Annotated in this window: 33 protein-coding genes and 1 tRNA gene; 17 read left to right on the top strand and 17 right to left on the bottom strand. The window is 59.7% G+C overall.

All coding sequences use genetic code 11. The features are described 5' to 3' along the window. Positions 1-202 precede the first annotated feature (202 nt). Complete coding sequence (locus ASD02_RS00705) at positions 203-799, top strand: Fic family protein (RefSeq protein WP_057221854.1); 597 nt, start codon at positions 203-205, stop codon at positions 797-799. Between the two features lie 105 nt (positions 800-904). Here ASD02_RS00705 and ASD02_RS00700 read toward each other — a convergent pair whose 3' ends face one another. Continuing rightward, on the bottom strand, positions 905-1,141 hold the full coding sequence (locus tag ASD02_RS00700; protein WP_347376818.1) for a hypothetical protein: 237 nt from the start codon (positions 1,139-1,141) through the stop codon (positions 905-907). 191 nt (positions 1,142-1,332) lie between these two features. Between ASD02_RS00700 and ASD02_RS00695 the strand changes: the two genes are divergently transcribed. Further along, positions 1,333-1,689, top strand: coding sequence for a hypothetical protein (locus ASD02_RS00695; protein ID WP_156408347.1), 357 nt, complete (start codon positions 1,333-1,335; stop codon positions 1,687-1,689). Between the two features lie 32 nt (positions 1,690-1,721). Continuing rightward, positions 1,722-2,138: a hypothetical protein gene (locus ASD02_RS39360; protein WP_156408346.1), complete on the top strand. Its 417-nt coding sequence runs from the start codon at positions 1,722-1,724 to the stop codon at positions 2,136-2,138. Between the two features lie 141 nt (positions 2,139-2,279). Here the strand turns inward: ASD02_RS39360 and ASD02_RS39080 are convergent, their stop codons facing one another. The 5 genes from ASD02_RS39080 to ASD02_RS00670 form a co-directional block, all read right to left on the bottom strand. Then, positions 2,280-2,450: a hypothetical protein gene (locus tag ASD02_RS39080; protein ID WP_164474897.1), complete on the bottom strand. Its 171-nt coding sequence runs from the start codon at positions 2,448-2,450 to the stop codon at positions 2,280-2,282. A 79-nt stretch (positions 2,451-2,529) separates the two neighbouring features. Next, complete coding sequence (locus ASD02_RS00685; protein ID WP_057221857.1) at positions 2,530-2,766, bottom strand: hypothetical protein; 237 nt, start codon at positions 2,764-2,766, stop codon at positions 2,530-2,532. A gap of 55 nt (positions 2,767-2,821) precedes the next feature. Next, on the bottom strand, positions 2,822-3,019 hold the full coding sequence (locus ASD02_RS00680; protein ID WP_057221858.1) for a hypothetical protein: 198 nt from the start codon (positions 3,017-3,019) through the stop codon (positions 2,822-2,824). A 141-nt stretch (positions 3,020-3,160) separates the two neighbouring features. Further along, a complete protein-coding gene (locus tag ASD02_RS00675; protein WP_057221859.1) occupies positions 3,161-3,469 on the bottom strand; it encodes a hypothetical protein in 309 nt (102 codons plus the stop codon). Positions 3,470-3,473: 4 nt separating this feature from the next. Further along, the gene (locus tag ASD02_RS00670) at positions 3,474-3,665 is read right to left on the bottom strand and encodes a hypothetical protein (protein ID WP_057221860.1); all 192 of its coding nucleotides are present in this window, start codon (positions 3,663-3,665) and stop codon (positions 3,474-3,476) included. 233 nt (positions 3,666-3,898) lie between these two features. On the opposite strand from ASD02_RS00670, the gene ASD02_RS00665 reads away from it, so the two are divergent. Continuing rightward, the gene (locus ASD02_RS00665) at positions 3,899-4,576 is read left to right on the top strand and encodes a hypothetical protein (RefSeq protein ID WP_156408345.1); all 678 of its coding nucleotides are present in this window, start codon (positions 3,899-3,901) and stop codon (positions 4,574-4,576) included. Between the two features lie 108 nt (positions 4,577-4,684). On the opposite strand, the gene ASD02_RS00660 is transcribed toward ASD02_RS00665, so the two are convergent. After that, positions 4,685-5,818, bottom strand: a complete 1,134-nt coding sequence (locus ASD02_RS00660) for a DUF4238 domain-containing protein (protein ID WP_162255893.1) — start codon at positions 5,816-5,818, stop codon at positions 4,685-4,687. A 235-nt stretch (positions 5,819-6,053) separates the two neighbouring features. On the opposite strand from ASD02_RS00660, the gene ASD02_RS00655 reads away from it, so the two are divergent. Both ASD02_RS00655 and ASD02_RS00650 read left to right on the top strand, forming a co-directional pair. Continuing rightward, positions 6,054-6,272: a hypothetical protein gene (locus tag ASD02_RS00655; RefSeq protein WP_057221863.1), complete on the top strand. Its 219-nt coding sequence runs from the start codon at positions 6,054-6,056 to the stop codon at positions 6,270-6,272. A gap of 7 nt (positions 6,273-6,279) precedes the next feature. Beyond that, positions 6,280-6,867, top strand: coding sequence for a hypothetical protein (locus ASD02_RS00650; RefSeq protein WP_057221864.1), 588 nt, complete (start codon positions 6,280-6,282; stop codon positions 6,865-6,867). A gap of 184 nt (positions 6,868-7,051) precedes the next feature. Here ASD02_RS00650 and ASD02_RS37890 read toward each other — a convergent pair whose 3' ends face one another. The 3 genes from ASD02_RS37890 to ASD02_RS00635 all read right to left on the bottom strand — a co-directional run bounded on the left by ASD02_RS37890 (position 7,052) and on the right by ASD02_RS00635 (position 8,123). Beyond that, the gene (locus ASD02_RS37890) at positions 7,052-7,219 is read right to left on the bottom strand and encodes a hypothetical protein (RefSeq protein ID WP_156408344.1); all 168 of its coding nucleotides are present in this window, start codon (positions 7,217-7,219) and stop codon (positions 7,052-7,054) included. Between the two features lie 188 nt (positions 7,220-7,407). After that, entirely contained in the window at positions 7,408-7,881 is a 474-nt protein-coding gene (locus ASD02_RS00640; RefSeq protein ID WP_057221866.1) for a hypothetical protein, read from the bottom strand. After that, positions 7,878-8,123, bottom strand: a complete 246-nt coding sequence (locus tag ASD02_RS00635) for a helix-turn-helix transcriptional regulator (protein ID WP_057221867.1) — start codon at positions 8,121-8,123, stop codon at positions 7,878-7,880. The genes ASD02_RS00640 and ASD02_RS00635 overlap by 4 nt, the downstream gene beginning before the upstream one ends. Positions 8,124-8,260: 137 nt before the next feature. On the opposite strand from ASD02_RS00635, the gene ASD02_RS00630 reads away from it, so the two are divergent. Then, complete coding sequence (locus ASD02_RS00630) at positions 8,261-8,548, top strand: hypothetical protein (protein ID WP_156408343.1); 288 nt, start codon at positions 8,261-8,263, stop codon at positions 8,546-8,548. Continuing rightward, on the top strand, positions 8,545-9,000 hold the full coding sequence (locus ASD02_RS00625; protein ID WP_057221869.1) for a hypothetical protein: 456 nt from the start codon (positions 8,545-8,547) through the stop codon (positions 8,998-9,000). Before ASD02_RS00630 ends, ASD02_RS00625 begins: the two co-directional genes overlap by 4 nt. Before the next feature lie 185 nt (positions 9,001-9,185). Here the strand turns inward: ASD02_RS00625 and ASD02_RS00620 are convergent. Next, a tRNA-Gln gene (locus tag ASD02_RS00620) sits at positions 9,186-9,259 on the bottom strand. Positions 9,260-9,587: 328 nt separating this feature from the next. Between ASD02_RS00620 and ASD02_RS00615 the strand changes: the two genes are divergently transcribed. From ASD02_RS00615 to ASD02_RS00605, 3 genes are all read left to right on the top strand, one after another. Continuing rightward, a complete protein-coding gene (locus ASD02_RS00615; RefSeq protein WP_025426023.1) occupies positions 9,588-11,138 on the top strand; it encodes a Ppx/GppA phosphatase family protein in 1,551 nt (516 codons plus the stop codon). 112 nt (positions 11,139-11,250) lie between these two features. After that, complete coding sequence (locus ASD02_RS00610; protein WP_057221870.1) at positions 11,251-11,988, top strand: RlmE family RNA methyltransferase; 738 nt, start codon at positions 11,251-11,253, stop codon at positions 11,986-11,988. A gap of 3 nt (positions 11,989-11,991) precedes the next feature. Continuing rightward, positions 11,992-12,375, top strand: coding sequence for a VOC family protein (locus tag ASD02_RS00605; protein WP_025426025.1), 384 nt, complete (start codon positions 11,992-11,994; stop codon positions 12,373-12,375). 4 nt (positions 12,376-12,379) lie between these two features. Here ASD02_RS00605 and ASD02_RS00600 read toward each other — a convergent pair whose 3' ends face one another. After that, positions 12,380-13,789 (bottom strand): DHA2 family efflux MFS transporter permease subunit, encoded by a 1,410-nt coding sequence (locus tag ASD02_RS00600; protein WP_057221871.1) that lies wholly within the window; start codon positions 13,787-13,789, stop codon positions 12,380-12,382. A 180-nt stretch (positions 13,790-13,969) separates the two neighbouring features. Here ASD02_RS00600 and ASD02_RS00595 point away from each other — a divergent pair, with 180 nt between their 5' ends. The 5 genes from ASD02_RS00595 to ASD02_RS00575 all read left to right on the top strand — a co-directional run bounded on the left by ASD02_RS00595 (position 13,970) and on the right by ASD02_RS00575 (position 19,634). After that, positions 13,970-14,962, top strand: coding sequence for an MBL fold metallo-hydrolase (locus ASD02_RS00595; RefSeq protein WP_025426027.1), 993 nt, complete (start codon positions 13,970-13,972; stop codon positions 14,960-14,962). A 197-nt stretch (positions 14,963-15,159) separates the two neighbouring features. Next, positions 15,160-16,662 (top strand): IMP dehydrogenase, encoded by a 1,503-nt coding sequence (gene guaB / locus ASD02_RS00590; protein ID WP_025426028.1) that lies wholly within the window; start codon positions 15,160-15,162, stop codon positions 16,660-16,662. Positions 16,663-16,766: 104 nt separating this feature from the next. Continuing rightward, entirely contained in the window at positions 16,767-17,183 is a 417-nt protein-coding gene (locus ASD02_RS00585) for an MAPEG family protein (protein WP_025426029.1), read from the top strand. A 304-nt stretch (positions 17,184-17,487) separates the two neighbouring features. Further along, positions 17,488-18,516: an alcohol dehydrogenase AdhP gene (adhP, locus tag ASD02_RS00580; RefSeq protein WP_025426030.1), complete on the top strand. Its 1,029-nt coding sequence runs from the start codon at positions 17,488-17,490 to the stop codon at positions 18,514-18,516. Positions 18,517-18,758: 242 nt separating this feature from the next. Further along, positions 18,759-19,634: a dienelactone hydrolase family protein gene (locus ASD02_RS00575; RefSeq protein WP_025426031.1), complete on the top strand. Its 876-nt coding sequence runs from the start codon at positions 18,759-18,761 to the stop codon at positions 19,632-19,634. Positions 19,635-19,897: 263 nt separating this feature from the next. On the opposite strand, the gene ASD02_RS00570 is transcribed toward ASD02_RS00575, so the two are convergent. Continuing rightward, positions 19,898-20,848: a LysR substrate-binding domain-containing protein gene (locus ASD02_RS00570; protein WP_025426032.1), complete on the bottom strand. Its 951-nt coding sequence runs from the start codon at positions 20,846-20,848 to the stop codon at positions 19,898-19,900. Between the two features lie 208 nt (positions 20,849-21,056). Between ASD02_RS00570 and ASD02_RS00565 the strand changes: the two genes are divergently transcribed. Continuing rightward, the gene (locus ASD02_RS00565) at positions 21,057-21,347 is read left to right on the top strand and encodes a DUF1127 domain-containing protein (protein WP_057211569.1); all 291 of its coding nucleotides are present in this window, start codon (positions 21,057-21,059) and stop codon (positions 21,345-21,347) included. A 353-nt stretch (positions 21,348-21,700) separates the two neighbouring features. On the opposite strand, the gene ASD02_RS00560 is transcribed toward ASD02_RS00565, so the two are convergent. The 4 genes from ASD02_RS00560 to ASD02_RS00545 form a co-directional block, all read right to left on the bottom strand. Beyond that, complete coding sequence (locus tag ASD02_RS00560; RefSeq protein ID WP_057211571.1) at positions 21,701-22,528, bottom strand: DUF937 domain-containing protein; 828 nt, start codon at positions 22,526-22,528, stop codon at positions 21,701-21,703. A gap of 300 nt (positions 22,529-22,828) precedes the next feature. Continuing rightward, positions 22,829-24,202 (bottom strand): glutamate--cysteine ligase, encoded by a 1,374-nt coding sequence (locus ASD02_RS00555; protein WP_025426035.1) that lies wholly within the window; start codon positions 24,200-24,202, stop codon positions 22,829-22,831. Positions 24,203-24,346: 144 nt separating this feature from the next. Beyond that, positions 24,347-25,084, bottom strand: a complete 738-nt coding sequence (locus ASD02_RS00550; RefSeq protein ID WP_025426036.1) for a 16S rRNA (uracil(1498)-N(3))-methyltransferase — start codon at positions 25,082-25,084, stop codon at positions 24,347-24,349. Between the two features lie 11 nt (positions 25,085-25,095). Further along, entirely contained in the window at positions 25,096-26,601 is a 1,506-nt protein-coding gene (locus ASD02_RS00545) for an inorganic phosphate transporter (protein WP_025426037.1), read from the bottom strand. Between the last annotated feature and the right edge of the window lie 94 nt (positions 26,602-26,695).

The following is a 26,695-nucleotide window of genomic DNA, read 5'->3' as shown; positions in this document are numbered from 1 at the left end:
ATGACTTGCTCGCCCGCGCGAAAAGGGTTGGCATTTCAGATGAGCAGTTGATGGAGCAGCGCGCGAGCTTTGCCTACGGTAATGCGCCTGAAGGTTCGAAAATCACGAAAGAATCTGCGCGTCAGGCTTCTAAGAGCGTTAGACTCCTTCACGCACACTAACAACATCAACAAGGGAGCCTGTCTTCGGACAGGCTTTTTTTATGCTCGTAACCGAAGAACAGAATCCAGAGCTCTACGAGGCAATCCTCGAAAAGAACCTCCTCCGCCAATACGACCTGCTGACCAATTTCATTGAAATTGGGATTGCGCAGGGGCCGCAGGCCATCGACAAATATATGCTTTGGTCGCTCAACCATGCCGCGGTAGCAGCGATTTCCCAGTTCGGTGGACGCTTCCGAGAAGAGCCAATCTACGTTGGAAACCATGTTCCTCCGCACTTCAAAGACGTGCCGGATCTCATGGATCGGTTCATTTCATTTATTCACGAGAATTGGCACAACCTGACGGCCACACAACTAGCTGGTTACGGACTTTGGCGGCTCAATTGGATCCATCCTTTCATTGAGGGAAATGGAAGAACGGCGAGAGCGGTTTGTTACTACCTGCTATGTGTTCGCTCCGGGATGTTGTTACCCGGCCGGAAAATCGTTCCCGAAAGAATCCGCGAACAGCGCGGCCCGTACTACAACGCGCTTAAGGAGACTGATCGCGTCTGGCACGAGGGTAACCTCGACCTATCTGCCATGGAAGGGTATCTTGCGAACCTTATGGCCGCACAGTTGAGAGATGAGGATTAAGGCGCGTCATTGGCGTGTTCTTGGCTCTTCCGATCGACCGAAATTGGGAGCTAGCGCTCCAGCGCCGCATTCGCGGGCTAGTGCCGCTTCCCCTTGGAGCCAGCTCTATGTATCGGCCGATCGACCAGAGTAGGCGACAATCTCTAGTTTTAGTGGATCTCGATCGCCGTATTTGTCACTCATCCTCTCGAGTTCGTCTTTCGCCCGGTCCTGCTCTTCAATGTCGCCGAACACGTACTTGTCGTGACCTACGGCGCAGATGTCGCACCTGGCCTCGATCACCTCATCTACGAACTCAGGAATCTCGCTCGCTTTCATCAGGCGATTGTTGTTTTCGGTCATGTCAGATCCTCCCTTGCGATCGGGAAGGTAGGGCTAGATCCGCTTGGGCCGCTAGTAGCAGAAATGCTAGCTAGATTTCGGGGCAGCGCGGCTCGTAATCACCTGCTCTCAGAGCACATTTGCGCCCCCTCTTTTTCTTCGCACGCTTCCATGGCTTCATGCGTGTCGGGGAATCGATCGAGGGACCAATTATGCGCAAGACTATTGCCACGCTCGTGCTGCTCGGCTCTGCGGCACAAGCTCAAGCGTTCTGTAGTGAGGGTTTTGGATATGACTTCGAAAGCAAGCTGAACAGTCGGCTGGAGTATCTCGTGTGCCTGCACAATGAGCAGAACGACGCGATTAATCAGCACGCGAACATCATCAACTCCCTCAACATAAAAATCGACGACCTTGCGCGGAAGCTGCGGGAGACAGAGAGCGCACTCCAGGACCGCGAGATGGAAATTCTCAACCTGACCAGTGAGATCAGTAGCATCAAGAGTGATGTCGACGATGTCGAGAGCAGAAACCAGTCGCTCGATAGCCGCGTCTCGGCCCTCGAATAAATGCGTCGCTGCCGGCCCGGGGAAGAGGGGCCTTGGTGGTTGATACGTTGGGGCGTTCGTATAACTCGCGTGCGGCAACGATGGTCCATCGCGGTGGTCGACAATCACCGTCGCTGTTTCCCTACCCGGATCACGTTTCCGCTGTTGTTGCTGCACACTTTGCAGCGCATGCGTCGACCAAGTGCGACGATCGACTGCGTCGTGCCGAACCGACGCGCCAGGCCGTGCCGATCGAGGTGGCGTTCTCGACCGCAGCGTTTGCAGTGGCAGAAAAGCTCATACCACTCCGGCAGATTGGCGAAGGTGATTTCTTCCGGTCGTCCGGCTGGCTCCGCATTGCCAGCCGGTACAATCGGGAGGGCGGGGCCTCCGAAGGCATCGGGTCCCTGTATTTCAATTGGCAGCGATCATTGAAGTTGTTCTTCGTTTTCGAGCAGCCGTTGGCTTGAGCCAGTTTGTCCAAGAGGGAAGGCATGGGCATGTCGCCGATGCGCTCCAGCAGCGCTTTGGCGTCATATTGCTTCTTCACGCCGCAGGAGCATTCGACGCGAACCTTGGCGACAAGCTCGGAAAGCCACCAGGCGCCGTTCTTAGGCATTGCCCTTCTTCCATTCCGGACGATGCTCGTGGCCGAACCAGTTCGGGGTGGCCCTGCCGACAGCAAAGCCGAAACCGCCCCACTTCTTGCAGCCAGGTTGTTCGCATAGGTGGACATACGGGCCGCTGCTTGCGGCTTTCGCTGCGCCGGTTTCGTCGCTCATGCTCAACGCCTTCTGAGTATATTTGTTCTACGAATGTTCTCATTGGCGCAGAGAGTCAACGACCAAGATTTGGGGAGGGTTAGTGCGGCTTCCGCGGGTGCAGCACAACACCGGTCCCACGCTCGAACATCTCGACGTTGGCATTCATCCCGAGAAGGTGGTTTCCCACATCCTGAACCATCAGATCAATCGCGATATCCACACGCGACCAGCCCTCCGACTGCGCTCGATCGGCCAGCGTCTGGTAGTCGGCCTTCAACGCAGCATGGCTAAGGATGTCGCGACCTGGATGCTTCGGCGCGGGAATTTTCGACATGGCGAGCCCTCCTACCGAAGATGGTAGGGCGCGTTCTGCATTCTGCAAGGTCTCGCTAATTTACCGCGACTGCTTCGATCGAGACGCGCCTATCCGTCCATCCGCGCCGATAGGCCTCGTCGAGAACGTCGCGCCACATATCGTCGTCGGACCCTTCGGCCCAGTTTGCTTGGGCAAGCAGGAAAACGGCCACCAGACAGACTTCGCGGAGTTCGTTGTCGGCAAGGTCGGTGATTGAAGGTGCTGTATCCATGAGTGTCTCCTCTTGGGCAGAGGCTACGCCGCAACAGACGCCGTTGGCTATTGTAGGATTCACAGTAGTCGCTGTGCGGGTCGGTTGATGGGGTGAAAGCAAGATCGAGTTACAGAGTTCCGAAAAATCTGTCCTGCGTCGTCAGTTTTTGATCACCACCTCTGTCCCGGTGTCCAGCAGGATGCGCAAGGTCCGGATCATGTCGGCCGCATCGAGCAGCGCTGCCTGGATCTGCTCATCGGTCCGCTTGTCGATCGCTGCCGCTGTTGACTGAAGGTCGATTACGGCATCAGCTTCCGTATTGCTGCTGGGTATGCCGGCTTGCTCGCGCATGTCCCGTATGGTCACGACGGCCCGCTCTAGCAGACGCCGTTTTTCAAATGTCGTTAGGTGTTGGGACTGGTTCGCCGCCCAGATCAGTTCGGCGACGAAGGCGGTGGTTAGCGACATCCGGTCATGCCCAGCCCACATGGTTTTGCTTTTGGAGCTTCACGAAAAGGTCGAACCAAAACCTGGACTCGGGGCTATCGCCGTTCAGTTTGGCTTCAAGCCCACAGTAGGCGACGGAAGTCGTAGCGTCCTTCCCGTGCTCGTCGATCGCGAAGTCAATGGCTTCCTCGTCCGACATAGCTTCCCATTCAAGCATCGTAGCGTTCTCCTCGGCCGCAAACGTATCGGGCTATTGGCCGGCGTCAACTATCAGAATCGGGATTGGCCATTCCACAAACCCCGAAAAGCTTGGCCACGCCTAGGTGAGACCCCGCACTGTGAAAACCTTGGAAAAGCGAAGTTGTGATTAGCGCATGCCGGCGGTCTCGACTGAAATCCCCTGCGGACGTGCGGGATGTCTCTGGCCTATTTCGCCAACTGCTTAGGCAGATGGCATCGCACGAAGCGAACCTGAGTGCTCAAATGGTAGTGGTGAGAACGTACATCCTGCATTCGGACGGTAGGCTAGAGCCATTTTCTAGCATGCCGCTTCACCACTATGGCACCTGCCCAAACGTCGGAGACACGGTTTGCTATTCCTGGTTTCGTGAGAGGCCCACTGTTTTCTCTGTCCAGCGCCGGTACTACATCGACAACCACGACCATCGGCCGGGATGGGCCGTCGTTCTCCGTGAGATTGAGCATTCGGCTCAAACAGATGCCGTGGTCAAAGCTTGGTATGACGACGATGATTGGGACGACAAATGCGACGCCGAAGACGCCTTGGAAGCTCAGAAAGAAAGGGATCGAGTGCATGATCGGCTCATGCTTCTACTCGGTAAGCCGCCGGAGGAGTTCAATCTCGATCACAGAGAGGAGACTGCAATCAAGAAGCTTTCCCGGCGTGGTGTCGGCGTGCCTCTCATATGTCGGGCTATCGACGATTTCGGCGAGGGGACCCGCAAAAGATTACATCAGCGGGGCTTCATCACTGTGCATTCGGGTAGCACTGGAAAATTTAAGGATGACGAAATCGCGCTGACGACTAAGGGAGCCAAGGCGTGGAAGGATTTGAAGGCATATCGAAAGAAGGTCGACGCAGCCAGGAATGGTGCGGGCGGTAAATAACAGGGGACCCTGGTACGCCGCCGATGAGAACAAGCCGGAGGCGACGAGAACGGCCCCGCGTCCGATGGTTTCCAACGTTACTCTCCCTGAACTGACACTTCCACAAGATTATCCAAGCGCAGGTCTGCGTGGGAGCCCGGGGAGCAACACTTGTGCTCGCGCCGGAATTGAGGGCTGGGACTGTTCGAAACCAGGTAAGACTTCGAGCCAGCGTTTCTGTCGGACGCGGCCCACCGACGTTCCGTTCTCAAAGAACACCGGGCGCATCTTGTTTTTGAGGAAACGAAACCAATTCGAAGGGCGTGGAAAAACGGTCTCGGTATGGATAACGGCTGTGGGGAAGTCGAGCTGATCCTCATCCTTGGCAATAGGTCTAAATGTCCCTGGCCTCCCGTCAACTGGGACCAAGAGGTTCGTCCTCGTTCCTCCCGTTCTATACGACACCTCGGTTTTGATATCCGCCATAAGTTTGTCTCGATCCGCCCAATTCTGAAAGTAGACATTCTTCGCATCTGATCGCATGAGAAGGGCATTCAAGAGAGCGATTTCCTTGCGGTCGTTCAGAGTTACCGAATCTTTCTGTTTACTCATGTCATAAACGTTCGAGTCGTAGGACAGAACGCCAAACCGAGGCGTCAACGGCATGTAAATGCAGAGCCCTGAGTTCCCTAAGCCAAAAGTGTCCAGGTTTTGTTTTTGATGAAGCCATTTGTTGAAAATAATGGCGGGCTCGTCTGATGTTATAAAGTCAGTGTCTGTCTTGTTTACTATGATGACTGTTTTCAGATCTTCTATAGCGCCAACAGTTTCCGTGAACATCTGTATGGCCAGAGCTACGAGAGCTTTGTCGGAGGTATCTACTTTCCAGTTTGAGTCACCGATTGCTGCATCCATCTGTGCATGCAGCTCTTTGCTTCGCCGCCTAGCCGCGTCAGTTCGCTGATACTGGAGAAAGGTCCAATCTCGCAGGAACCTCAGCGAAATCCCGGAGCGCGCCCCGGCTTCGACGTCGCGGATTACCTCAGCGTATGTTCCCTCCAGATCACTGAGGGCTCGCTCAAGATGCAGATCTTTGCCGTAAAAATAATGCTTAGCACATTGGTCGGAGATTGATGCGCGCGAGATGGCCCTGCCGCTGGAGATGTGAATTAGATTTATCATCCTTTTTTCACCGTCGTTTGCATCGGAGAACGCCCGAAGATGGACTTTCGGAACGAAATGCTGGTTCTTTAACTCCGCCAAAAAGCACTCCATTCCATTGTGTAGGCGCCGCTTAGAAGGATCTGCCTGACAGGCCTGTTCGAAGCAAATGCGACTCCGGGTTGATCGCCGATCAAGTCGCCTGCCGGGAGAACGTGCAACTGTTTCTTCGGGCTGGCGCCTGTGAATAACAGGGAAAAGTCCAACTTGTGATTCGCCAGGCAACCCACAAGGCACTGAGATAAACTCGTCTCAACAGCCACTCTAAGGGGAAGCGATGTCTGAGCTTGCTGAACTTCTGAAGCAGAAAGCGGAGATCGAGGCGAGAATCGAGAAGGTGAAGGCGGCCGAAGTCGATAAGATGAAGCTTCAGTTCGCAGAACTAGCGACGCAGCTTCGAGAGTTGAACGCGTTGCCGGATGCTGTGGCGGCGCTTTTCACCGACAAAGCTGGCACCTTCAACGTCTACAGGACAATGAAGGTGAAGAAGGCCTAGCGCGCCTATGACACTGGCTTTTCACGCAAGGAACGCCGCCTCGGCAGCGCGAGTTCGGGCAAGGATTCTGCGAACCGGATTTACGCTGTTCGGGCAACGTGTCTGGAGCGCAGAAGAAGACTTGGTGTGCCAGCTATTTTATCCAGATTACTTTGCCCTCCGGCAGATCCTTTACAATCGCACCTCTAGAGCGATCCAGAAACGGTGCCAGAGCCTCGGACTGGCAAAACGACGCCGGCAATGGGGTCCCCTAGATAAGCAAAAACTTCGAAAGCTCTATCCGTCGGCGACGCGAGAAGAGATTTGCGCGACATTTCCTGACGTGGCTTGGGAAAATATCCAAGCCGTGGCTCGGTACTATGGCTGGAAACGCAACAAGAAGCCGTACAAGATCACCGGTGTCGTGTCGTTAGATCAGGTTCGCGTCCGGTGTTATGAGATCAAATGGACCATGCGCGACCTCGACGAGGAAAGCCGTACGAAACGCTATTTCCAGACGCGTGGTCACCGCAGCAAGTATCCAAACTTCAAAGAGATTAATCGCGCAGCGTCAGTGCTCGGTGGTCAATTGGAGATCCAGTGGCGCCAGGAGTGACGTAACGTGGTTCTCTCAATCTCTGCTCAAGAGCGGAGATCCGACCAGCCGCTTCTGCAGGCCCGCATGGTGTTCGTCGACATCGCAGCGCGGCCATAGTCGAGCGCGTCGGCGCTGAGGTCGGAAGCAGGCTCTGTGCCAGCTGCGGGCGCACCAGTGACAATCTCGACATGGTCCGATCTCCTCAGATTTTATTGACCCAGAACATCCATCTCGGAGTGAAGCACGCAGCGACCGTGAAGTTGTCGACGTAGCATTGCGGCTGCATGCCGTAGCCCCTGGACGCCATGCACGCGCGACGGTATTCCGTTGCGGTGTTCGCCGGCTCGATCTTCTTCTCGATGATGAGCATTGAGCACTCCCCGTTTGCCTTCGCGGTGTTCGAAGAGGCCCAGCCGAAGATGGCAGGAAGCAAGACTAGGCCCATCACGAGTAGGCCGGCAATCGCAAAAACGCTCTTTAAGATCAGTTTGAAGGCTCGCATTCGCTCCCGCGACTGGTAGCGACAAGAGTTATTCCCAATAGTCAGCAGGGCTTTGCTCAACGCTTCTGATCGAGCCGCAAATAGGGAAGACAAACACGAGGGAAGTCTTCCCGCCACCTCTTAATTCGCTTCTCCGTCGGCTGCGCAGCATCGTAGATTTCACCGCGTTTCTCCTTGTCGGCCGCATCATCCATCTGCCGCAAAAATGGTGCGAGTTCGTTCATGGCAGTGCGAAGTTCCTGTATCGACGCTGTCACTTTGGGCCCAAAAAGAAACTGTGCCTTTCTTTCGATTTTCCTAAGTGCTCGTGTGGCCTGCTTTACTCTGCTCAGAGGAATCACTTCCGCTTGCCAATCATCGTGAACCTCCATGACCTGATCGTAGATGGCCAGCCGTTTTTCGAATAGGTCGAGCACCAACTTCTGATGTGCGGTTCTCCACTGCATGAAAGCCACAACGCCGACCGCAGCGCCGACCATGGGCGTTAAAAACGCTTGCGTTATCAAAACCCAATCAGGCAGCGTCGTCATCGTCCCATCCTCACGCCCGGGCCGCCCTCGATCGCCTGGCCGGTTTCGAGAAATAGTATGCCTGCGTCTTCGAGCACCTTCATCACGCTGGCGACGTTCCCGGCCGAGCTGCGCTCCGGACCGATCTTGTCATCTTCCATACGACGAATAGTCGTTAGCGACAGCCCCGTCTTTTCGACGAGCTGTCCTTGTGACCAGCTGAGAAGGGCACGAGCGGCCCGTATTTGGTTTGCTTGCAACATCGTTTCCTCTTGCTATATCCAAGGCATAAACATTTTTTGCTTATGTGTACACATTTTACGTTGACCGTGGTTAACGATTATGGTCTACGTATAAACATAAAATGATTACATGAGAAGGAAATTCGATTATGCCGACGATGAAACCGGCTGCCGGCGAAGCTATGGCCAGCAGAAAGCAAGTAGATACATTGTTTGCCTATCGCGATCTGGAAAATGAAATCTGCTCGATCGATCACATGTCGGAAATCCTGTCCGACATGCTCGAACGCAGCTTGAAGCCGGCGAGGGAGGTTGACGGCATGCCGGCCATTCTCATCACCGAGTCGGAACTCAGCACTCTGAGCTTTGCGTGGAATGACGTTGCCATGCGCGCGACCAAGCTCCGCTATGCTTTTTACGCGGTCGAGCAGGAGAGCATCCAATGAACCGGAGAGGCTTTCTGAAGGGGGCTGTAGTTGCTGCCTCTACCCCGGCCGTGGCTGTGGCTGCTGCGGCCACTCCATTCCTCCAGGTCAACGCTGTAGCCCCGCAGCCGACGCCAAAAGAGCAACTTGAGGTGGCTGTTGCTGCCATGGAGGCCGCGATGGTCGCCGTGCATGGCCAGGGCGTTCGAATCATCCGCAACGAAAACCACATCATCAGCTTTCTCGAACCGGAAAAGCCACGGATTGTGCAGTTTCAGGGTGATGGAGATTATGAGATCAACCTCTCGGACAGGCACCGCCCCATTCATAACGTAGTGCGTTTCAGCCACTTTGACTGTGGTCAGGGAGGGCGCTGTTTTCGGCTAAAGCCTACCCACTCATCCAAGAAGAAGGACGTTTACTACATGTTCGAACGTGATCTTGAACTCGTTCTTATCCGGAAGGTCCGATAAGGGCGCGAGCGCTGGCAGCACCGCAACAAGTTTCATGTCGCGCCACATGTCGCGTGGAGTTGCCGAGTCTTCTTGGAAACCGTTGAGAATCAAGGGAATCTCGTTGCAACACGTGCGACATGATCTCCGCAGGAAATAGGCGGCGCGCTCTCATCTAAGTCTTTGATTATGTTCCGAAAAATGGTTGGCTGGGGAACCTGGATTCGAACCAGGACTAACGGAGTCAGAGTCCGTGGGTCTACCGTTAACCTATTCCCCAAAGCCGCCGTCGGGGCGAAGCCCGTCGGGTTGGTTGGCGGGCTTATAAACAAATCAGCGGCCGATGCAAATACCTTTTGCAAAAAAATCGCACAGGCGGCGGCGATGGTGTGCTTGGCGGCGATGTCAACAGGCCGGCGAACCGGCAACCCCGGTCTGTCCGTTGGTGTCGGGCAGGGGAAAGCCGCGCAGCCACTTTGTTGTGCACAAGCCGTTTCTCAAAAAAAGTTTGGCGAATGGGGACTGCACTGGTACAGTCGCCCCAACGAAAAATCGAGAAAGCGCCTTGAGCGGCCGAAAGGCTTTGCGCGGCGCGATGGTTGAGACAAGTGAAAGACCCCGATCACGGCGAAAAGCCGTCCGAATCCGGGGCGTCGGCAGCAGGCCGTAGCGATGGACCCAAGATGGGTCCGCGCAACGGCAAGGGCAAGCGGAAACGGCGCAAGTCGTCTGCTTTGCCGTCTGCAATTGCCAGCCAACCCGGCGGTGCCGGCATGGCAGGGCGTCCCGCAGGACCAGACGATGCGGAACCGGCGCGCAAGCGCAAACGGCGTCGTCGTTCGAAATCCGCAAAACAGCAGGCTCAGGCCGCGCCCGCTTCCGCGGGCGGTCGCGACGTGCAGCTTGTCGACCCGGCAATGGGCGACAGGAAGGGGCACAAGCGCAACAAGAAGGCGCGGCATCGCCGTGGCATTCAGGGACGGCCGCTCACCTCGGGCGAGCGTCAGCAGCAAGCACAATCGCGCCCCAGCGAGGGCGCAACCACGTCTAGGCCCGGAGCGCCTCAGTCCGGCGGGCAGGCTGCCCCGCGGGGCGACCAGCCGCGCGCGCCGTTCGTTGCCGCCAGCGAGCCGCCGGCGCCGCTTTATGCGGCGCTGGATCTCGGTACCAACAATTGCCGTCTGCTGATTGCGCAGCCGACCCGCCCCGGCCAGTTCCGGGTGGTGGATGCCTTCTCGCGCATCGTCAGGCTGGGTGAAGGGCTGGGTGCCAGCGGCCGGTTGTCCGAGGACGCGATGGACCGCGCCGTCGAGGCGCTGAAAGTCTGCGCTACCAAACTGGGTGCGCGGATGATTCGCCGCCGCCGGCTGATCGCCACCGAAGCTGCGCGCGCCGCCGAAAACGGCGAAAGCTTCCTCGAGCGCGTGGCCAAGGAAACCGGGCTCGAGCTTGAGATCATCAACCGCGAGACCGAGGCGCGGCTTGCCGTGTCGGGCTGCTCGTCGCTGGTCGATCGCGAGACAAGGTCGGTCGTTCTCTTCGATATCGGCGGAGGCTCCTCGGAGATCGCCGTCATCCGCATCGGCGATAGCAGGTCTAATCGGCTCGCCAATCACATCACCCACTGGACCTCGCTGCCGGTCGGCGTCGTGACCCTTTCCGAACGCCATGGCGGCCAACATGTCACCCCGGCAAACTTCGAAGCCATGGTCCAGGAAGTCGAGGGCATGCTGTCGCGTTTCGACAGCCCGCCGGTCGAAGCGCTGGCAACGGGCATTGCCGGCAGCGGCTTCCACCTGATCGGCACGTCGGGCACGGTGACCACGCTTGCCGGCGTTCATCTGGATCTTCCGCGCTACGACCGCCGCCGCGTCGATGGTCTCTGGCTTTCCGATGACGAGGTGTCCGCCATGCAAGCGCGGCTGCTTTCGTGGGATTTTGATGCGCGGGCGGCAAACCCTTGCATCGGCCCCGATCGCGCCGATCTGGTGCTGGCAGGCTGCGCAATCCTCGAAGCGATCCGTCGCCGCTGGCCATCGACGCGCATGCGTGTTGCCGATCGCGGGCTGCGCGAAGGCTTGCTGACCGACATGATGGCGGATGATGGCGCCTGGCGGCGCTCGCGACCGCGCCGGCATCAGCGCAGCTCAACCACATAATTCCTTCAATCGGACAACGATTTAGGCAATTGTGCGATAACTTCTGCAGATACGGCAGGCCCGGTGCGTCCGAAGGGATGTGCGGCAGTCGCCGCCACGAAGGAAACAAGACATGACGAAACCTCCTGTTGGCGGCAACCGCAGCGGTCGAAAGCTTGGTCAGAAGGTCAAGAAGGGCAAGCTCAAGGCTTCGTCCCGCCGCTGGATCGAGCGCCATATCAACGATCCCTATGTCCAGCGCGCCCAGCTCGAAGGCTACCGGGCGCGCGCGGCCTTCAAGCTCTTGGAGATCGACGAGAAGCACAAGATCCTCAATGGCACCCGTCGCATCATCGACCTGGGTGCCGCTCCCGGCAGCTGGTCGCAGATCGCCGCCAAGGTGACCAATTCGACGGATGACGATCCGCGTGTGGCAGCGATCGACTTCCTGGAGATGGATCCGCTGCCGGGCGTTCGCATCCTGCAGATGGACTTCCTCGACCCGCAGGCGCCTGAGAAGCTGATGGAAGCGATCGGCGGCACGCCGGATCTGGTCATCTCCGACATGGCGGCGCCGACGACGGGACACCGCCAGACGGACCATTTCCGTACCATGCATCTCTGCGAAGTCGCAGCCCATTTCGCCGTCGACGTTCTCGCAGAAGGTGGGCATTTCCTGGCAAAAACCTTCCAGGGCGGCACCGAGCGCGATCTGCTCAACATGCTCAAACAGAATTTCCGCCAGGTCATCCACATCAAGCCGGCGTCTTCGCGTGCCGAATCGGTGGAAATGTTCCTGCTCGCCAAGGGCTTCAAGGGACGCCGCGTCACCGACACGGACGAACCGATGGAAGACGAGGCTGCGGACTAAATCATGCTGCTTTATGTGACGGTCGGCACCAACGATCTCGACGGCGCGGGCGTGTTTTACGACCCGGTTCTGGCGACGCTCGGATACCGCCGTCAGCGCCAGGACGAGACCGAAATCGGCTACAGCGCCGATGGCGATATCAGGTGCCGCTTCTGGGTGGTGACACCGTTCAATGGCAAGCCTGCGACCTTTGGCAATGGAGCGACCATCGCGCTTGAAGCCGAAACGCGCGCGGCGGTCGATGCCTTCCATGCGGCAGCACTTGCCAACGGCGGCACGGACGAGGGCGCCCCCGGCCTCAGGCCGTTCCACGCGCATTTCTACGCGGCCTTCGTGCGCGACCGGGATGGCAACAAGCTGTCTGCCGTCTGCGAACGGCCGGAATAATCTTTCACTTTCCTGCCGTCGTTTCGATTTCCCGCACGGGCAGCCTGTGGCCGGAAACGGATGCGCCGGCATTCTTCGCCATTGTCAGGAACGGGATTGCCGCCAGAAGGTTGGCGATGGCGATGATCATGAAGGCAGTATGGAAGTTGTCGAGTTGCAGCGGCCCGCCGCTGAGCGAGGTCTCGATTTCGAGGATCGCGCCGGCAACGGCCACGCCGAGCGCCAGGCTGATCTGCTGCAGAACCGCGCTCATCGATGTCGCCTTGCTGGCATCCGCATCGTCGATATCGGCAAACGACAGTGCGTTGACGCTGGTGAAGAAGAACGAGCGGGCAAAACCGGCGATCAAGAGAATGGTGACCATCACCAGATAGGGCGTTGCCGGCGTGAAGAAGCCGTTGGCGAAGGTGGTGACCGCTGCAATGATGGCGGCGATGATCAGCGTCGTGCGGAAGCCGGCGAAGGCGAGCACGCGGCGCGCATAGAATTTGGTGGTGATCGCGCCGACCGCGCCGATGAAGGTGATCATCCCGGACTGGAACGGGTTGAGGCCGAAACCGACCTGCAGCATCAGCGGCATCAGGAAGGGCACCGCGCCGACGGAAATGCGGAATACCGTGCCGCCGATCTGGGCGGCGCGAAACGCGCTGTCCTGAAACAGTTTGAGGTCGAGGATCGGGTGCGGATGGCTTCGGGCATGGACGATGTAAAGCAGGGTGGCGATCACACCCGTGATGACCGAGCCGATACCGATGATCGGCGGCAGCGCCGGCAGGCTGATGACCGACAGGCCGAAGACGACGCCGGATGCGGCGATGCCGCCGAGCAGGAAGCCGACAATGTCGACCGGCGGCGGATTGCGGGGTTCCTTGTGGGGCAGGTAGATGCCGGAGAGGATATAGCCGGCGATGCCGACAGGCACGTTGATCAGGAAGATCCAGTGCCAGGAGAAATAGGTGGTGATGAAGCCGCCGAGCGGCGGCCCGGCAAGCGGCCCCACCAGCGCCGGGATCGTGAGCAGCGCCATGGCCGAGACGAGCTCGCTGCGCGGTGCGCTGCGCACCAAGACGAGGCGGGCGACGGGCGTCATCATCGCACCGCCCATGCCCTGCAGGAACCGTGACAGCACGAAGGCGAGCAGGCTGTCGGAGATGGCGCAAAGGATTGAACCAGCGATGAAGACGAGGATCGCCGCGCGAAAGATCTTCTTGGCGCCGAAACGGTCGGCCATCCAGCCGCTCAAGGGGATGAAGATCGCCAGCGACACCATATAGGCGGTCAGCGCCAGCTTGAGCGTGATCGGCCCGACGCCGATGTCGCGGGCGATAGCCGGCAGCGATGTCGAAATGACGGTGGAATCCATCTGCTCCATGAAGAGCGCGACGGCTAGGATCATCGGGACGATACGGTTCATGCGAATTTGCCTTGGGCGTGGTCAGCGTCAGCTCGGCTCCAAGCTAGCGCTTGCGATGGCTTTGTCGGGACCAAACCGACGATTGTGGATCAAAAGCCTGTGATCCCGCCTGTCCGTTGCTGTCAAGACGCTAGTTCTGGCCGGGTGATGGAACCGAAGCTGCGATTTCGGGAGAAAATGATGACGAGCGACATGTCGATGAACCGCCGCACCTTGATGACGGCGGGGACAACGGGTGTATTGGCGGCACCCTCAATCATGGTGGGATCTGCCGCAGCGCAGGAAAAAGCGGACAACCGGAACATGCAATCAGCACAAACGCCCATCCGGGCTCTCAAACTCGGCGCGCTCAAGGTTGTTGTCATCAGCGACGGCACGCGCGTCTCTGCCAGGCCGCATGAGACCTACGGCACGAACCAGTCGGAACAGGCCGTATCCGAATTGCTGGCCAAGAATTTTCTTCCAACCGACGCGCTGCTCAACAGCTATTCGCCTGTTCTCGTCGATACCGGGAGCGAGGTGATCCTGTTCGACACCGGCCTGGGCGAAGCCGGACGGGAAGCGGGTTCCGGCCGCCTCATCGACGGCATCCGCGCGGCTGGCTACGCGCCCGAGCGCGTCTCCGTGGTGGTGCTGACGCATATGCACGGCGACCATATCGGCGGCCTGATGGAGGGCGGCAAGCCGGCCTTTGCCAATGCCCGTTATATCATCGGCGAGGCCGAATATGCCTTCTGGAAGGACCCGGCCCGGGTCGGCACGCCGGCCGAGGGTGGCCATAAGGGTGTGCTGGAAAAGGTCGTGCCGCTCGCCGAGAAGGCGACGTTCATCGGCGACGGCGCCGACGTGGCGCCGGGCATTTCGGCGATGGCTGCCTTCGGCCATTCCCCCGGACACATGGTGTTCCGTCTCGAATCGGACGGCAAGGCGATGATGCTGACGGCCGATACCGCCAATCATTATGTCCTGTCGCTGCAGCGGCCGGACTGGGAGGTGCGCTTCGACATGGACAAGGCAGCGGCTGCCGTCTCGCGCCGCAAGGTCTTCGACATGATTGCGAACGAAAGACTGCCCTTCATCGGCTACCACATGCCATTCCCGGCCGTCGGTTTCGTGGAAGTGCACGACCAGGGCTATCGCTTCGTGCCGGCGAGCTACCAGCTCGATATCTGAGCTTTGCGGACGGGCAAAAATGTTGCCATGCAACAACAATGGGTCGAGCCCGGGACATTTCCCGGGCTTTGCTATTTTCATCCTGACATATCCGTGTTACGAGCCCTCGCCAACTTCCAAGAAAAGCTTTGAAGTCACCCGGTGGGCAAATCGCAGCCCGTTTCCCGGGGATTTTCGTTTATTGAAGGGAATTGGCCATGGCGCGTATCATCGAAACGGCAACCGGTCTGGAGGCTCTGACCTTCGACGACGTTCTGCTCCAGCCCGGGCATTCCGAAGTCATGCCGGGACAGACGAACATCTCTACCCGCATCGCGCAGGATATCGACCTCAACCTCCCGATCCTTTCCTCGGCCATGGATACCGTGACCGAAGGACGCCTGGCGATCGCCATGGCACAGGCCGGCGGCATCGGCGTCATCCACCGCAACCTGACGCCGGTCGAGCAGGCCGAAGAGGTCCGCCAGGTCAAGAAGTTCGAAAGCGGCATGGTCGTCAATCCGGTGACGATCGGTCCCGATGGCACCCTGGCGGACGCCCTCGGCCTGATGAAGATCCATGGCATTTCCGGTATCCCGGTCGTTGAAAACGGCGGCAACGGTGGCCAGAAGCAGGGCCGTCTCGTCGGTATCCTCACCAATCGCGACGTGCGTTTCGCCTCCGATCCGAACCAGAAGATCTACGAGTTGATGACGCGTGAAAACCTCATCACCGTCAAGGAAAGCGTCGACCAGCAGGAGGCCAAGCGCCTGCTGCACATGCACCGCATCGAAAAGCTTCTGGTCGTCGACGGCGACGGCCGTTGCGTCGGCCTCATCACCGTCAAGGACATCGAGAAGTCGCAGTTGAACCCCAACGCCTCCAAGGATGCGCAGGGCCGTCTTCGCGCCGCCGCCGCCATCTCCGTCGGCGATGATGGCTTCGAGCGCGCCGAACGTCTGATCGACGCCGGCGTCGACCTTATTGTTGTCGATACCGCGCACGGCCATTCGCAGCGCGTTCTCGATGCGGTCACCCGCGTCAAGACGCTGTCGAACTCGGTTCGCATCATGGCCGGCAACGTCGCCACCGCTGATGGCACCAAGGCGTTGATCGACGCCGGTGCCGATGCGGTCAAGGTGGGTATCGGTCCGGGCTCGATCTGCACCACGCGTATCGTGGCCGGCGTCGGCGTTCCGCAGCTGGCCGCGATCATGGCTGCTGTCGAAGCCGCTCAGGCCGCGGACATTCCCGTCATCGCCGACGGCGGTATCAAGTTCTCGGGCGACCTGGCCAAGGCGATCGCCGCCGGCGCTTCCGCCGTCATGGTCGGTTCGCTGCTTGCCGGTACCGACGAAAGCCCAGGTGAAGTGTTCCTCTACCAGGGCCGCTCGTTCAAGGCCTATCGTGGCATGGGTTCCGTTGGCGCGATGGCGCGGGGCTCGGCCGACCGCTATTTCCAGGCCGAAGTGCGCGACACGCTGAAGCTCGTACCGGAAGGCATCGAAGGCCAGGTTCCCTACAAGGGCCCTGTGTCCGGCGTTCTGCATCAGCTCGCCGGCGGCCTCAAGGCGTCGATGGGTTATGTCGGCGGCGCGACGATCAAGGACTATCAGGAGCGCGCCACCTTCGTGCGCATCTCCGGCGCCGGCCTTCGGGAAAGCCATGCGCATGATGTCACCATCACCCGCGAAAGCCCGAACTATCCGGGCTCGCACTAAGAGTCCTCCCGGGGGCGCCGGCCGGCGCCCCCGTTTTTCCTGATGGGGGGTGCCATCCGGCGCCCCCGTTTTCCTGTTTGGTTGTGTCGAGTGGAGTAAGAGCGGTGACGGGCTTCGAGATCTTCCGGCCGATGGTGGCGCATGTGCTGCTCGTTTTCGTCCTCTATGCCCTGCTGTCGATCCGCCGCGTCGGTCTCGTGCGGGCCGGCAAGGTTTCGGTTTCGCAGTTTCGCGAGAACCGCGACGAGCCGGGCGAGAGCCTGGTCGTCCGCAACAGCATCGCCAACCAGTTCGAACTGCCGGTGCTTTTCCACGTCTGCTGCGTGCTTCTCTACATCACCGAGGCTGACAATATCGTCTCGCTGGCGCTCGCCTGGGTGTTCATTGCTTCGCGCTATCTGCATGCCTTCGTCCATGTCACCAGCAACCGCATCCGCTACCGCCGACCGCTGTTCATGGTCGGCGTGGCTGCACTCGGTGGGATGTGGATCTGGCTTTCCGTCTGGATGGCGATGAACTGATGGCTGCGTGTTTCCTTAAATCGCAGCCGGTTTCAGGACAAAACAGGCAGCAATTCAAAACGCTACAGCGACCTCTGCGCGTCTGGTAAGACGCGCGGCGCTTTGGGTCGGGTGCCGCTCCGGCACGACTGACGCAAATCTGCGACACTTTCCGACATGAACTTCGCGCCTTGATGCGTATCAAGTACCCGTCACGACTTTGCGGATAGTCTGGCTGTCGTTAGCGTAGCTTTGTCGCTGGCGCCTCGCGTGCCCGGCAAAGGCCTTTGCGCCGACGTCGAACAAGACAGCATCGGAGATCGATATGACCGCAACGATGAAAGCCGCCGTGGTGCGCGAATTCCGCAAGCCGCTCGTGATCGAGGAAATGCCTATACCAGTGCCCGGTCCCGGCCAGGTGCTGATCAAGTTTCAGGCGACCGGCGTCTGCCATACCGACCTGCATGCGGTGAACGGTGACTGGCCGGTAAAACCCAATCCACCATTCATCCCCGGCCACGAGGGCGTCGGTTATGTCGCCAAGCTCGGCTCCGGCGTCAAGCGGCTGAAGGAAGGCGACCGCGTCGGCGTGCCGTGGCTGCACACCGCCTGCGGTGGTTGCACGCCATGCCGGACCGGATGGGAGACGCTCTGCGGCAGCCAGCAGAACACCGGCTATTCGGTCAACGGCACGTTCGCGGAGTATGGCCTGGCCGATCCGGACTTTGTCGGCCGGCTGCCTGATAAGCTCGAGTTCGGCCCGGCGGCGCCCGTCCTTTGCGCCGGCGTCACGGTTTACAAGGGTCTCAAGGAAACGGAAGTGCGCCCCGGCGAATGGGCGCTGATCTCCGGCATCGGCGGTCTCGGTCACATGGCGGTTCAATACGCCAAGGCCATGGGCATGCATGTCGCAGCCGTCGATATCTTCCCCGACAAGCTGGCGCTGGCGGGAAAGCTGGGCGCCGATCTCGTCGTCGATGCGCGCGACAAGGATGCGGTCGAGCAGGTGCAGAAGGCGACCGGCGGCGTGCACGGCGCGCTGGTGACGGCCGTGGCACCCAAGGCGATGGAGCAGGCCTTCAACATGCTGCGCTCCAAGGGAACGATGGCGTTGGTCGGTCTGCCGCCTGGCCAGATGTGCGTGCCGATCTTCGATACGGTCCTGAAGCGCATCACCATCCGCGGCTCTATCGTCGGCACCCGCCAGGACCTCGAGGAGTCACTGGAGTTTGCGGGCGAGGGCAAGGTCGCCTCCCACTTCACCTGGGACAAGATCGAGAACATCAACGCCATCTTCCAGCGCATGGAAGAGGGCAAGATCGATGGCCGCATTGTGCTTGATCTCGCCGGCTGATCCGCCTGCTGCGAAGTGTGCCTTTCCGCCAAGCGGTAACGCAAGTTTGTATGTTCGATGCCGCCCGCTGACCTATTCTGTCACGGGCGGTAATCTTTCGCGCTGCCGCCACTGCATAATTCCTTAAATCGGAACCGATTTGTGGGAGAAATCATGCAGCGAGTTTAAAGCCTTACAGCGCCCTTGGCGCACCATATCTAACGCGCGGCGCTGTTGAGGAGAAGAAACCGAAGGAGGCCGTCATGAACAAACCCGTCATCACGCAGGCAATGATCGACGCTTACGACGAGTACACCCATCTCAGTCTTGATCGCCGCCGTTTCATGGAAACGCTGACCGCACTTGCCGGCTCTGCCGCGGCCGCAGCATCAATTGCCCCCTTGCTTGCTGCTAGCAGCGCCAAGGCCGAAATGATCGCAGATACCGACAATCGCATCATCGGCGAGGACATTTCCTATCCCGGCGCCGACGGCGACATGAAGGGCTATCTGGTCCGCCCGGCAAACATGACCGGAAAGCTGCCGGCCGTCATCGTCATCCACGAGAACCGCGGGCTCAATCCACATATTCGCGATGTCGCCCGCCGCATGGCGCTCGAGGGCTTCATCGCGCTCGCCCCGGATTTTCTGTCGCCATCGGGCGGCACGCCGGCGGATGAGGACAAGGCACGCGAGATGATCGGCGCGCTCGATGCCGCCGAAACCAATGCGGATGCTGTGGCAACCGTCGCATTCCTCGAAGAGCACGCGCAGTCGACCGGCAAGGTCGGCGCCATCGGCTTTTGCTGGGGCGGTGGACTGGTCAATCGGCTTGCGGTCAATGCGCCCGATCTCAAGGCGGGTGTCGCCTATTATGGCGCGCAGCCCAAGGCCGAGAACGTGCCGAAGATCAAGGCGGCGCTGTTGCTGCATTATGCCGGCCTCGACGAACGCATTAATGCGGGTATCGAAGCCTATCGCAAGGCGCTGACCGACAATGGCAAGGACGCGACGATCTATGTCTATGACGGCGTCAACCACGCCTTCAACAACGACACGTCGGCCGCCCGCTACGACAAGGCCGCAGCCGATCTTGCCTGGAGCCGCACTGTCGAATTTCTGAAGGCGAAGCTCGGCTAGAGCAATTCCAGGAAGAGTGTGAAACGGTTTCCCGTCCGGAATTGCGTTATTTCAACGAGTTAGATCATTTCACTGTTTCGATGAAACAGTGAAATGATCTAGCCGCTCACGCCTATGAAGGCGGCGCGATCAGCAGCGCTACCTTGTAAGCGGGGAGAAGAGGCGGGCACTGGGTCCGCCTCTTCCCTCCCGTCTCGTTTCGCATAAAAAAGGCCGCGCCTCCCACGGGAAGCGCGGCCTTTTTGCTAAGTGTCGAAAAATGCTTACCAGCCCGGCAGCATGTGGCTTTGCCGCAGCCGCGGATAGCGCGGAAAACCCTTGATATCGCCGTCGATGTCGTCGTTGACGGTGATCGGCGTGATGTTGTCCAGGCAGGCGGTGATGTGGTTGGTGATCGCATTCGATAGCGATGGCGACAGACCCGGCCGCTTCATGATGCCGATCTGCACTGGAGCCAGCGCCGGGAAGCCGTCCGCAAGCGTCAGCACCTTCATGCCCGGACGCAGCGCCGATTCCGGCAGGACCGAAACCGCCATGCCGGCAAGCACGGCGGCCGCGACCACGGTCGAGGACCAACTGGTAAACAGGATCTGGTATTCCTTGCCGGTCGCATCGAGCGCGGCGCAGGCCGCCTGCCGCCACTGGCAGTCGCGTCGGCCGACCGCAAGCGGGATTGGCGCATTTTCCGGCAGCGGATGGTTGATCGAACTTACCCAACAGAGCGGCTCTGTGCGCACCACGTCCGAGGCTCGGGCACGTGGATTGTGCGTAACCAGTGCGATGTCGAGATCGCCCTTGGCCATCTTCTCCGCAAGATCCACCGAAGGTTCGCAGATGATGTAGAGCTCGACGTTCGGATGCGTCTTGGCAAACCGCACGATGATCTCCGGCATGTAGCGGTCGGCATAGTCATCAGGCGTGCCGATGCGCAGCGTGCCCTCGAGGCGATTGTCGTCGAAGGAGGCCATCGCCTCGTTGTTGAGACGGATCATCCGGCGGGCGAAGTTGAGCAGCCGGTCACCCTCGACGGTCAGGCGGTTGCCGCGCCCGTCCTTCATGAACAACGGCTTGCCGATGCGCTCTTCCAGGCGCCGCATCTGCATGGATACGGCCGACTGTGTCTTGAAAACCCGGTCGGCGGCCTTGGTGAAGCTGCCCGTGTCGGCGATCGCGACAAAGGTTTGCAGCTGATCAATGTCAAGCGGTGCGGACATGGCCGTGATACACCCATAAGATTGTTTGATGAATATCATTAAAAACATTCGTTGGACTGATCAATAAGGATTTGCGATCTATCAGGGGCAAATTTCATTGATCCCGGCCGGCACAGGTGCCGGCTAATCCCAACTTCCCTGGCCCACCCCTGCGTTTGACCTCGCGCAGGGGACGGGTCCCTTCGTGCCTGAAAAAAGGAGTACCGTCATGCGCACGACCGACCACGTCCTCGACCTCGTTGCCGGAAAGCAGGCCTATGCCTCCCGCGCCGCTGGCGTTATCGGCGTGATGACGGCTGCATGGCGCCTGTTTCGAAGCCGATGCCAGATTGCGCGTCTGAATGAGCTGGATGACCGCCAACTGCTCGATATGGGGCTACGGCGCGAAGATGTGCACGAGGCGATCACCTCGCCCTTCTTCGACAATCCCGCCAGCTATCTGACGCGTGCGTCGCGAAACCGCGTGAGCCTCTTCTACAAGGGGATCCGTCACGATTGATTTCCCTATGGCGCATCCCGCCGCTTGAGATGCGCCAGTCGAGCATGATCCGCGCAAGCTGCCGCCAACGCGGGTCATGCTACGAATTTCGAAGTTTCGGTGCTGCTGCCTCTATCGCGCGCCCAAACGTTCCCCGCAGGGTAGAGCCAATAGACCCTGCCGCTTGGCCCGGTACATGAACCAAGACATGTACCGGGCCTTTTTCTTTTCCAGCAGGTGCCGGATTGGTGAGGGTAGCGTCGTCGAGCGTTTCCGGTTTAGACGGAGTCGCAGAAACGCTCTATCTCTTTGTTTTTACGCATTTCCAGGCGGAAAACCACTTCGCACTTTTTCTGGAAATGCTCTAATCCAGCTCAGGCCTTGTCGCCGGTGCCGGTCTTGTAGCTGTCGAACAGCGCCTCGATGTTCTTCTGATATTCCTTCTGCATTTCCAGCCCGCTGTCGAACATGCTGTTCATCATCTGCGAAAACTGGGCGACGGCAGGATTGTCAGCAGCCGGCTTGGCTGTCGTGCCGGCGCCGGTCTGCATCATGTCCTGGAACGCCTTCATGAAGGGATTATCGGCGAAGAGGTCGGGCGCCTTGGCCTTCTCTTCTTTCTTGCCGGCACCGAAGAAGTCCTGCATCGCCTGCGTAAACGGATTGTCGAAGGGGTTGGCCTGCGGCTCCGGCTTCCTGGCAAGGCCGGCCGCCTGCATCCACTGCTGCATCATCGTTGCCATCGGATTGTTGGCAAAGGCGACGTTCGCGCCTGCAAACTGGCCCGTCGCCTGCTTGAACAGCCCGCCCATCAACGTATCGGCCATGGCCGGCAGCATCTGCTTGTAGATCTCCTGGCTGATGCCGGTGACCTGGGCTGCCTGGGCCGCGATCGCGCGCGACATTTCCTTGGAGCCGAAGAGCTGGCCGAGGATGCCGTTGCCGTCGGCCATGCCTTGCGGCGTGAATGCCTGGCTCACGTCCTCGAAGTATTTGGCATAGCTGCCGCTGGACATCGCCGTCAGCAGCGCGCCGAAATCGTAGGGGTTTGTGGTGTTGCGCTTGAAGGCGGCGGAAAAGGCCGGGAGCAGCGCTGCGGTAGCTTTCGCCATCTGCTCCTGCGCAAGCCCGAATTGTCGAGCCATCAGCTCCGTGGCCTGTCCGTTCTGCGCCTGCGTGAACATGTCAAAAAGCGGTGCCATCCCCGGTTCCCTTCGGCTGCTGCCTGATTCCTTAGATCGGAACGATTTAAGGGGAAAATGATGCAGCAAGTGTAAAGCGTGGCAGCGTCCTTTGCGCGTCATGTCTGATGCGCGGCGCTGCAAGCGACGCATATCGTTGCACTATACCGGGAAATTGGAGGCTGGAAACCGCTTTTTACTGCATAATTCCTTAAATCCGGCTCGATTTAAGGACGAAATTATGCAGCAAGTTTAAGCGGTTACAGCGTCCTTGGGCGCGTCATGCCTGACGCGCGGCGCTGTAATGGCAGGCTTACCGGCTCAGTACTGGTACTCGGCAAAGACCGGATCGACGGAGCCATTCCAGCGGCCGTTGTAGAGCGACAGCAGATCCTCGGCGAGCGTTGCCTTCTTGGCAAGCACTTCGTCGAGCGGTGCGAGGAACTGGCTTTCGTCGATGCCGTCGCCGTTCAGCCGGTTGCGTCGCTTCAGGCCGCCGCGCGAGATCGAAACGACTTCGCGGGCGATGTCGTAGAGGCTGCCGGCGCGGAATTTTGTGTTGAGCGCCTGGGCGGGCACTGTGTCACGCAGTGAGCCGACCTCCTCGAAGGTCCAGTCGCGCGTGAGTGCTTCGGCGGCAGAGAGCGCCTCGCCGTCGTAAAGCAGGCCGACCCAGAAGGCAGGCAGAGCGCAGATCCGACGCCAGGGGCCGCCGTCGGCGCCCCGCATCTCCAGGAAGCGCTTGAGGCGCACGTCGGGGAAGAGGGTCGAGAGATGATTGGTCCAGTCGCCCATGTTCGGCTGCCAGTCGGCGATCTCGCCCTTGAGCGCTCCGCCCATGAACTGACGGAAGGTGACATGGGTACAGTCGTGATAGTGGTCGTCGCGAACGACAAAATACATAGGCACGTCGAGCGCCCATTCGACATAGTCCGCAAAGCCGAAGTCCGGCTTGAAAGCGGAAGGCAGAAGGCCGGAGCGCTGGTTGTCTGTGTCGCGCCAGATATCGCCGCGCCAGGACAGGAGCCCGTTCGGCTTGCCATCGGTGAAGGGGGAGCTTGCAAACAGAGCGGTCGCCAGCGGCTGCAGCTTCAAGGACACCTGCATCTTGCGGCGCATGTCCTCTTCCGAGGAGAAGTCGAGGTTCACTTGGATCGTGCAGGTGCGATACATCATGTCGAGACCCTTGGTGCCGACCTTGGGCATGTAGCGGCTCATGATGCCATAGCGCGATTTCGGCATGCGCGGCGTTTCGTCAAACGTCCATTTCGGGCTGCCACCGATGCCGAGGAAGCGAATGCCGAGTGGCTCGGCCACTTCGCGCAGGACGGCGAGGTGCTGGTTCGATTCCTTGCAAGTCTGGTGGAGGTTTTCGAGTGGCGCACCGGAGAGCTCGAACTGACCGCCCGGCTCCAGCGAGATCGCCCCGTTGCCGGAATGCTCGGCAAGACCGATGATATTGCCCTCGTCAACGATCGGATCCCAGCCGCTCTTTGCAGCCATACCGTTGAGCAGCGCCTGGATGCTGGCGTCGCCGTAATAGGGCACGGGGCTGTTGTCCGCCTTAAAGAAGGCAAACTTTTCGTGCTCCGTTCCGATCCGGAACCGCTCCTCCGGTTTCGAGCCCTCCGCCAGATAAGCGGTCAGGTCAGCGACAGAGGTTACCGGCGTCTGGTCGGTGGTATCTCGGGCCATGAGCGTCTTCTTTTGCTTGAGCGGTTCCGCCGGTCAGCGGAAGTGGATGGGGCTGCTTGAACCGTATTCAGGTGCGGTGCAAGTCAATTTCTTTCAAGATCTGTTCAAAAAAAGTATGCGCCGCGCTTGCGTGCGAACGACCGGTTAGTGCCAATCACCGACCGTTGCCTGTATGACCGCCATGGCCGCAACCGCTGCGGTATCGGCCCTGAGAATGCGGGGGCCAAGAGGAATGGCGGTGACGAAATCGAGGCTGCGCAGCAGGCTTCGCTCGCTGTCGGAAAAACCGCCTTCGGGCCCGATCAGCAGTGCCAGCTTCTTTTCCTTAATGCCGTTCAGGATCGGTAGCGGATTCTGGCTGTTGCTGCCTTCGTCGCAGAAGATGATGCGCCGATCCGCGGGCCAACTTTGCAGCAGGTCCTCAAGCCGGCGGGGCTCTTCGACACTGGGTATGCCGAGCACGCCACATTGTTCCGCGGCCTCGACGACATTGGCGCGCACCCGGTCGAGGTTGCCGATCTTGCCCTGAACATGTTGCGTCATCACCGGCTGGAGCACCCCGGCGCCCATCTCGACGGCCTTCTGCACGAGGTAGTCGAGGCGGCCGACCTTTAGCGGTGCAAAGAGATAGACGAGATCGCAAGGTGCCGGCTGCGGACGTGTCTGCTCGACGGCAGTCAGGATCAGGCGCTTCTTGGTCGGGAGCGAAAGCTCGGCTCGCCATTCGCCGTCGCGGCCGTTGAACACGAGGACGGACCCGCCTTCCTCGTAGCGGAGCACGTTGATCAAATAGTTGAACTGTTCCTTGGTCGTCTCCTGGGTTGCACCGGCATGGAGTGCATGTTCCACGAACAGTCGCTGCATGCGAAAATTGGCGCGCATGTCGATTACCTCTAGATGAACAGGCTGGAAAGGATGAAGTAGACGACGGCCGAAAGCAGGGCCGAGGCCGGAACGGTGATGACCCAGGCGGCAACGATCGTCAGAAAATGCGAGCGGCGCACCAGTCGGCGGCGGCGGACCTCGGCAAAGTTGGTCTCGGTCGATCCCATGAAGTCTGCCTGCCCGGTCTTCTGGCGCACATATTCCAGGCGACGCTGCGAGTGCCGAGTATACCATTCGCGGAAGAAGCCGACGCCGAAGACGGCGCCGACCGCCGTGTGGGTCGAGCTGATCGGCAGGCCGAGGGCGGAGGCGAGCAGCACGGTTACCGCGGTTGCCAGCGCAACGCAGAAGGCGCGCATCGGATTGAGGCGGGTGATTTCCTGGCCGACGACGCGGATCAGCCGTGGGCCATAGAGCAGCAGGCCGAGCGATATGCCGATGGCGCCGATCGCAAGTTCCCAAAGCGGTGTTGGCGATCTCTCCGTGGTGATGACACCGTCGAGCGCGGACACGATCGCCGACAGCGGACCGATGGCGTTGGAAACGTCATTGGCGCCGTGTGCGAAGGAAAGCAGCGCAGCCGCCAGGATCAGCGGCGCACGAAACAGCTTGCGTAGCGACTGATTGCGGTTGTCGAGACCCTCCGACTGACGGCGAATCCACGGTTTGCTCAGGAAATAGACGACGATGCCGACGATCAGGCCGAGGCCGAGGCCCGTCACCAGCGAGATCGAGGCAACCTGCACCAGGGCGATCACCGCGAGATAGGCGGTAAAACAACCTGCCGTCACCCCGAGAAGCACGGGCATCCAGCGCCTGGCCGATGCGATCTTGTCCTCGCGGTAGATGATGAATTCCTTGAGAAGCGCAAGGAAGGCAGCGGCGATGACGCCGCCGAGAACAGGTGAAATCGACCAACTGGCGGTGATGCCGGCAAGTTCCCACCATTGCACGCTGGAGACGCCTGCAGCCGCAATGCCCGCTCCGACGATGCCGCCAATGATCGAATGGGTCGTTGAAACCGGCGCGCCGGAATAGGTGGCGATATTGATCCAGACGGCCGACGAGGCGAGCGCCGCCATCATCACCCAGACGATCGTCTGGGCCCCGAGAATGTCTTCTCCGTAAATGATGCCCGCCTCGACCGTCAGTGTCACCTGACGGCCGGCGAGCATCGCGCCAGCGATTTCGAAGACGGCGGCGATTGTCAGCGCCGTTACCATCGACATCGCCTTGGCGCCAACGGCCGCGCCGACGTTGTTGGTGACGTCGTTGGCGCCGATGTTCATCGCCATGTAGCCGGCGATCGCGGCTGCGGCGATGATGATCGGCGCGGTCGCCGAGTTCGTCACGAAGCTTGCGGCAAATGCCATGCTGAGCAGCAGGAACAGGAGAGCGAGGCCCGGGGCTGCCAGACCACGCATCACCTGCTGCGATGCCTCCTCGGCAAGGCTGAACTTGTCCAGATCCTTGTCGAGCGTCTGCTTTTCAAGGCGCGTGCGCGACTTTGGCAATGGCGGTCTCCCTTTTCACCATGGCCACTACTGCCACCGCGAAATGCTTTCAAGCGGAATTGATGATGTCTGCAAAGCTGTGCAAAAGATGGCC

Origin of the sequence: Ensifer sp. Root1252 (assembly GCF_001425885.1) — a bacterium.
GTDB classification, from domain to species: Bacteria; Pseudomonadota; Alphaproteobacteria; order Rhizobiales; family Rhizobiaceae; genus Ensifer; species Ensifer canadensis.
The sequence above is the reverse complement of the archived record's forward strand: the minus strand, read 5'-3'. Positions and strand labels throughout refer to the sequence as shown.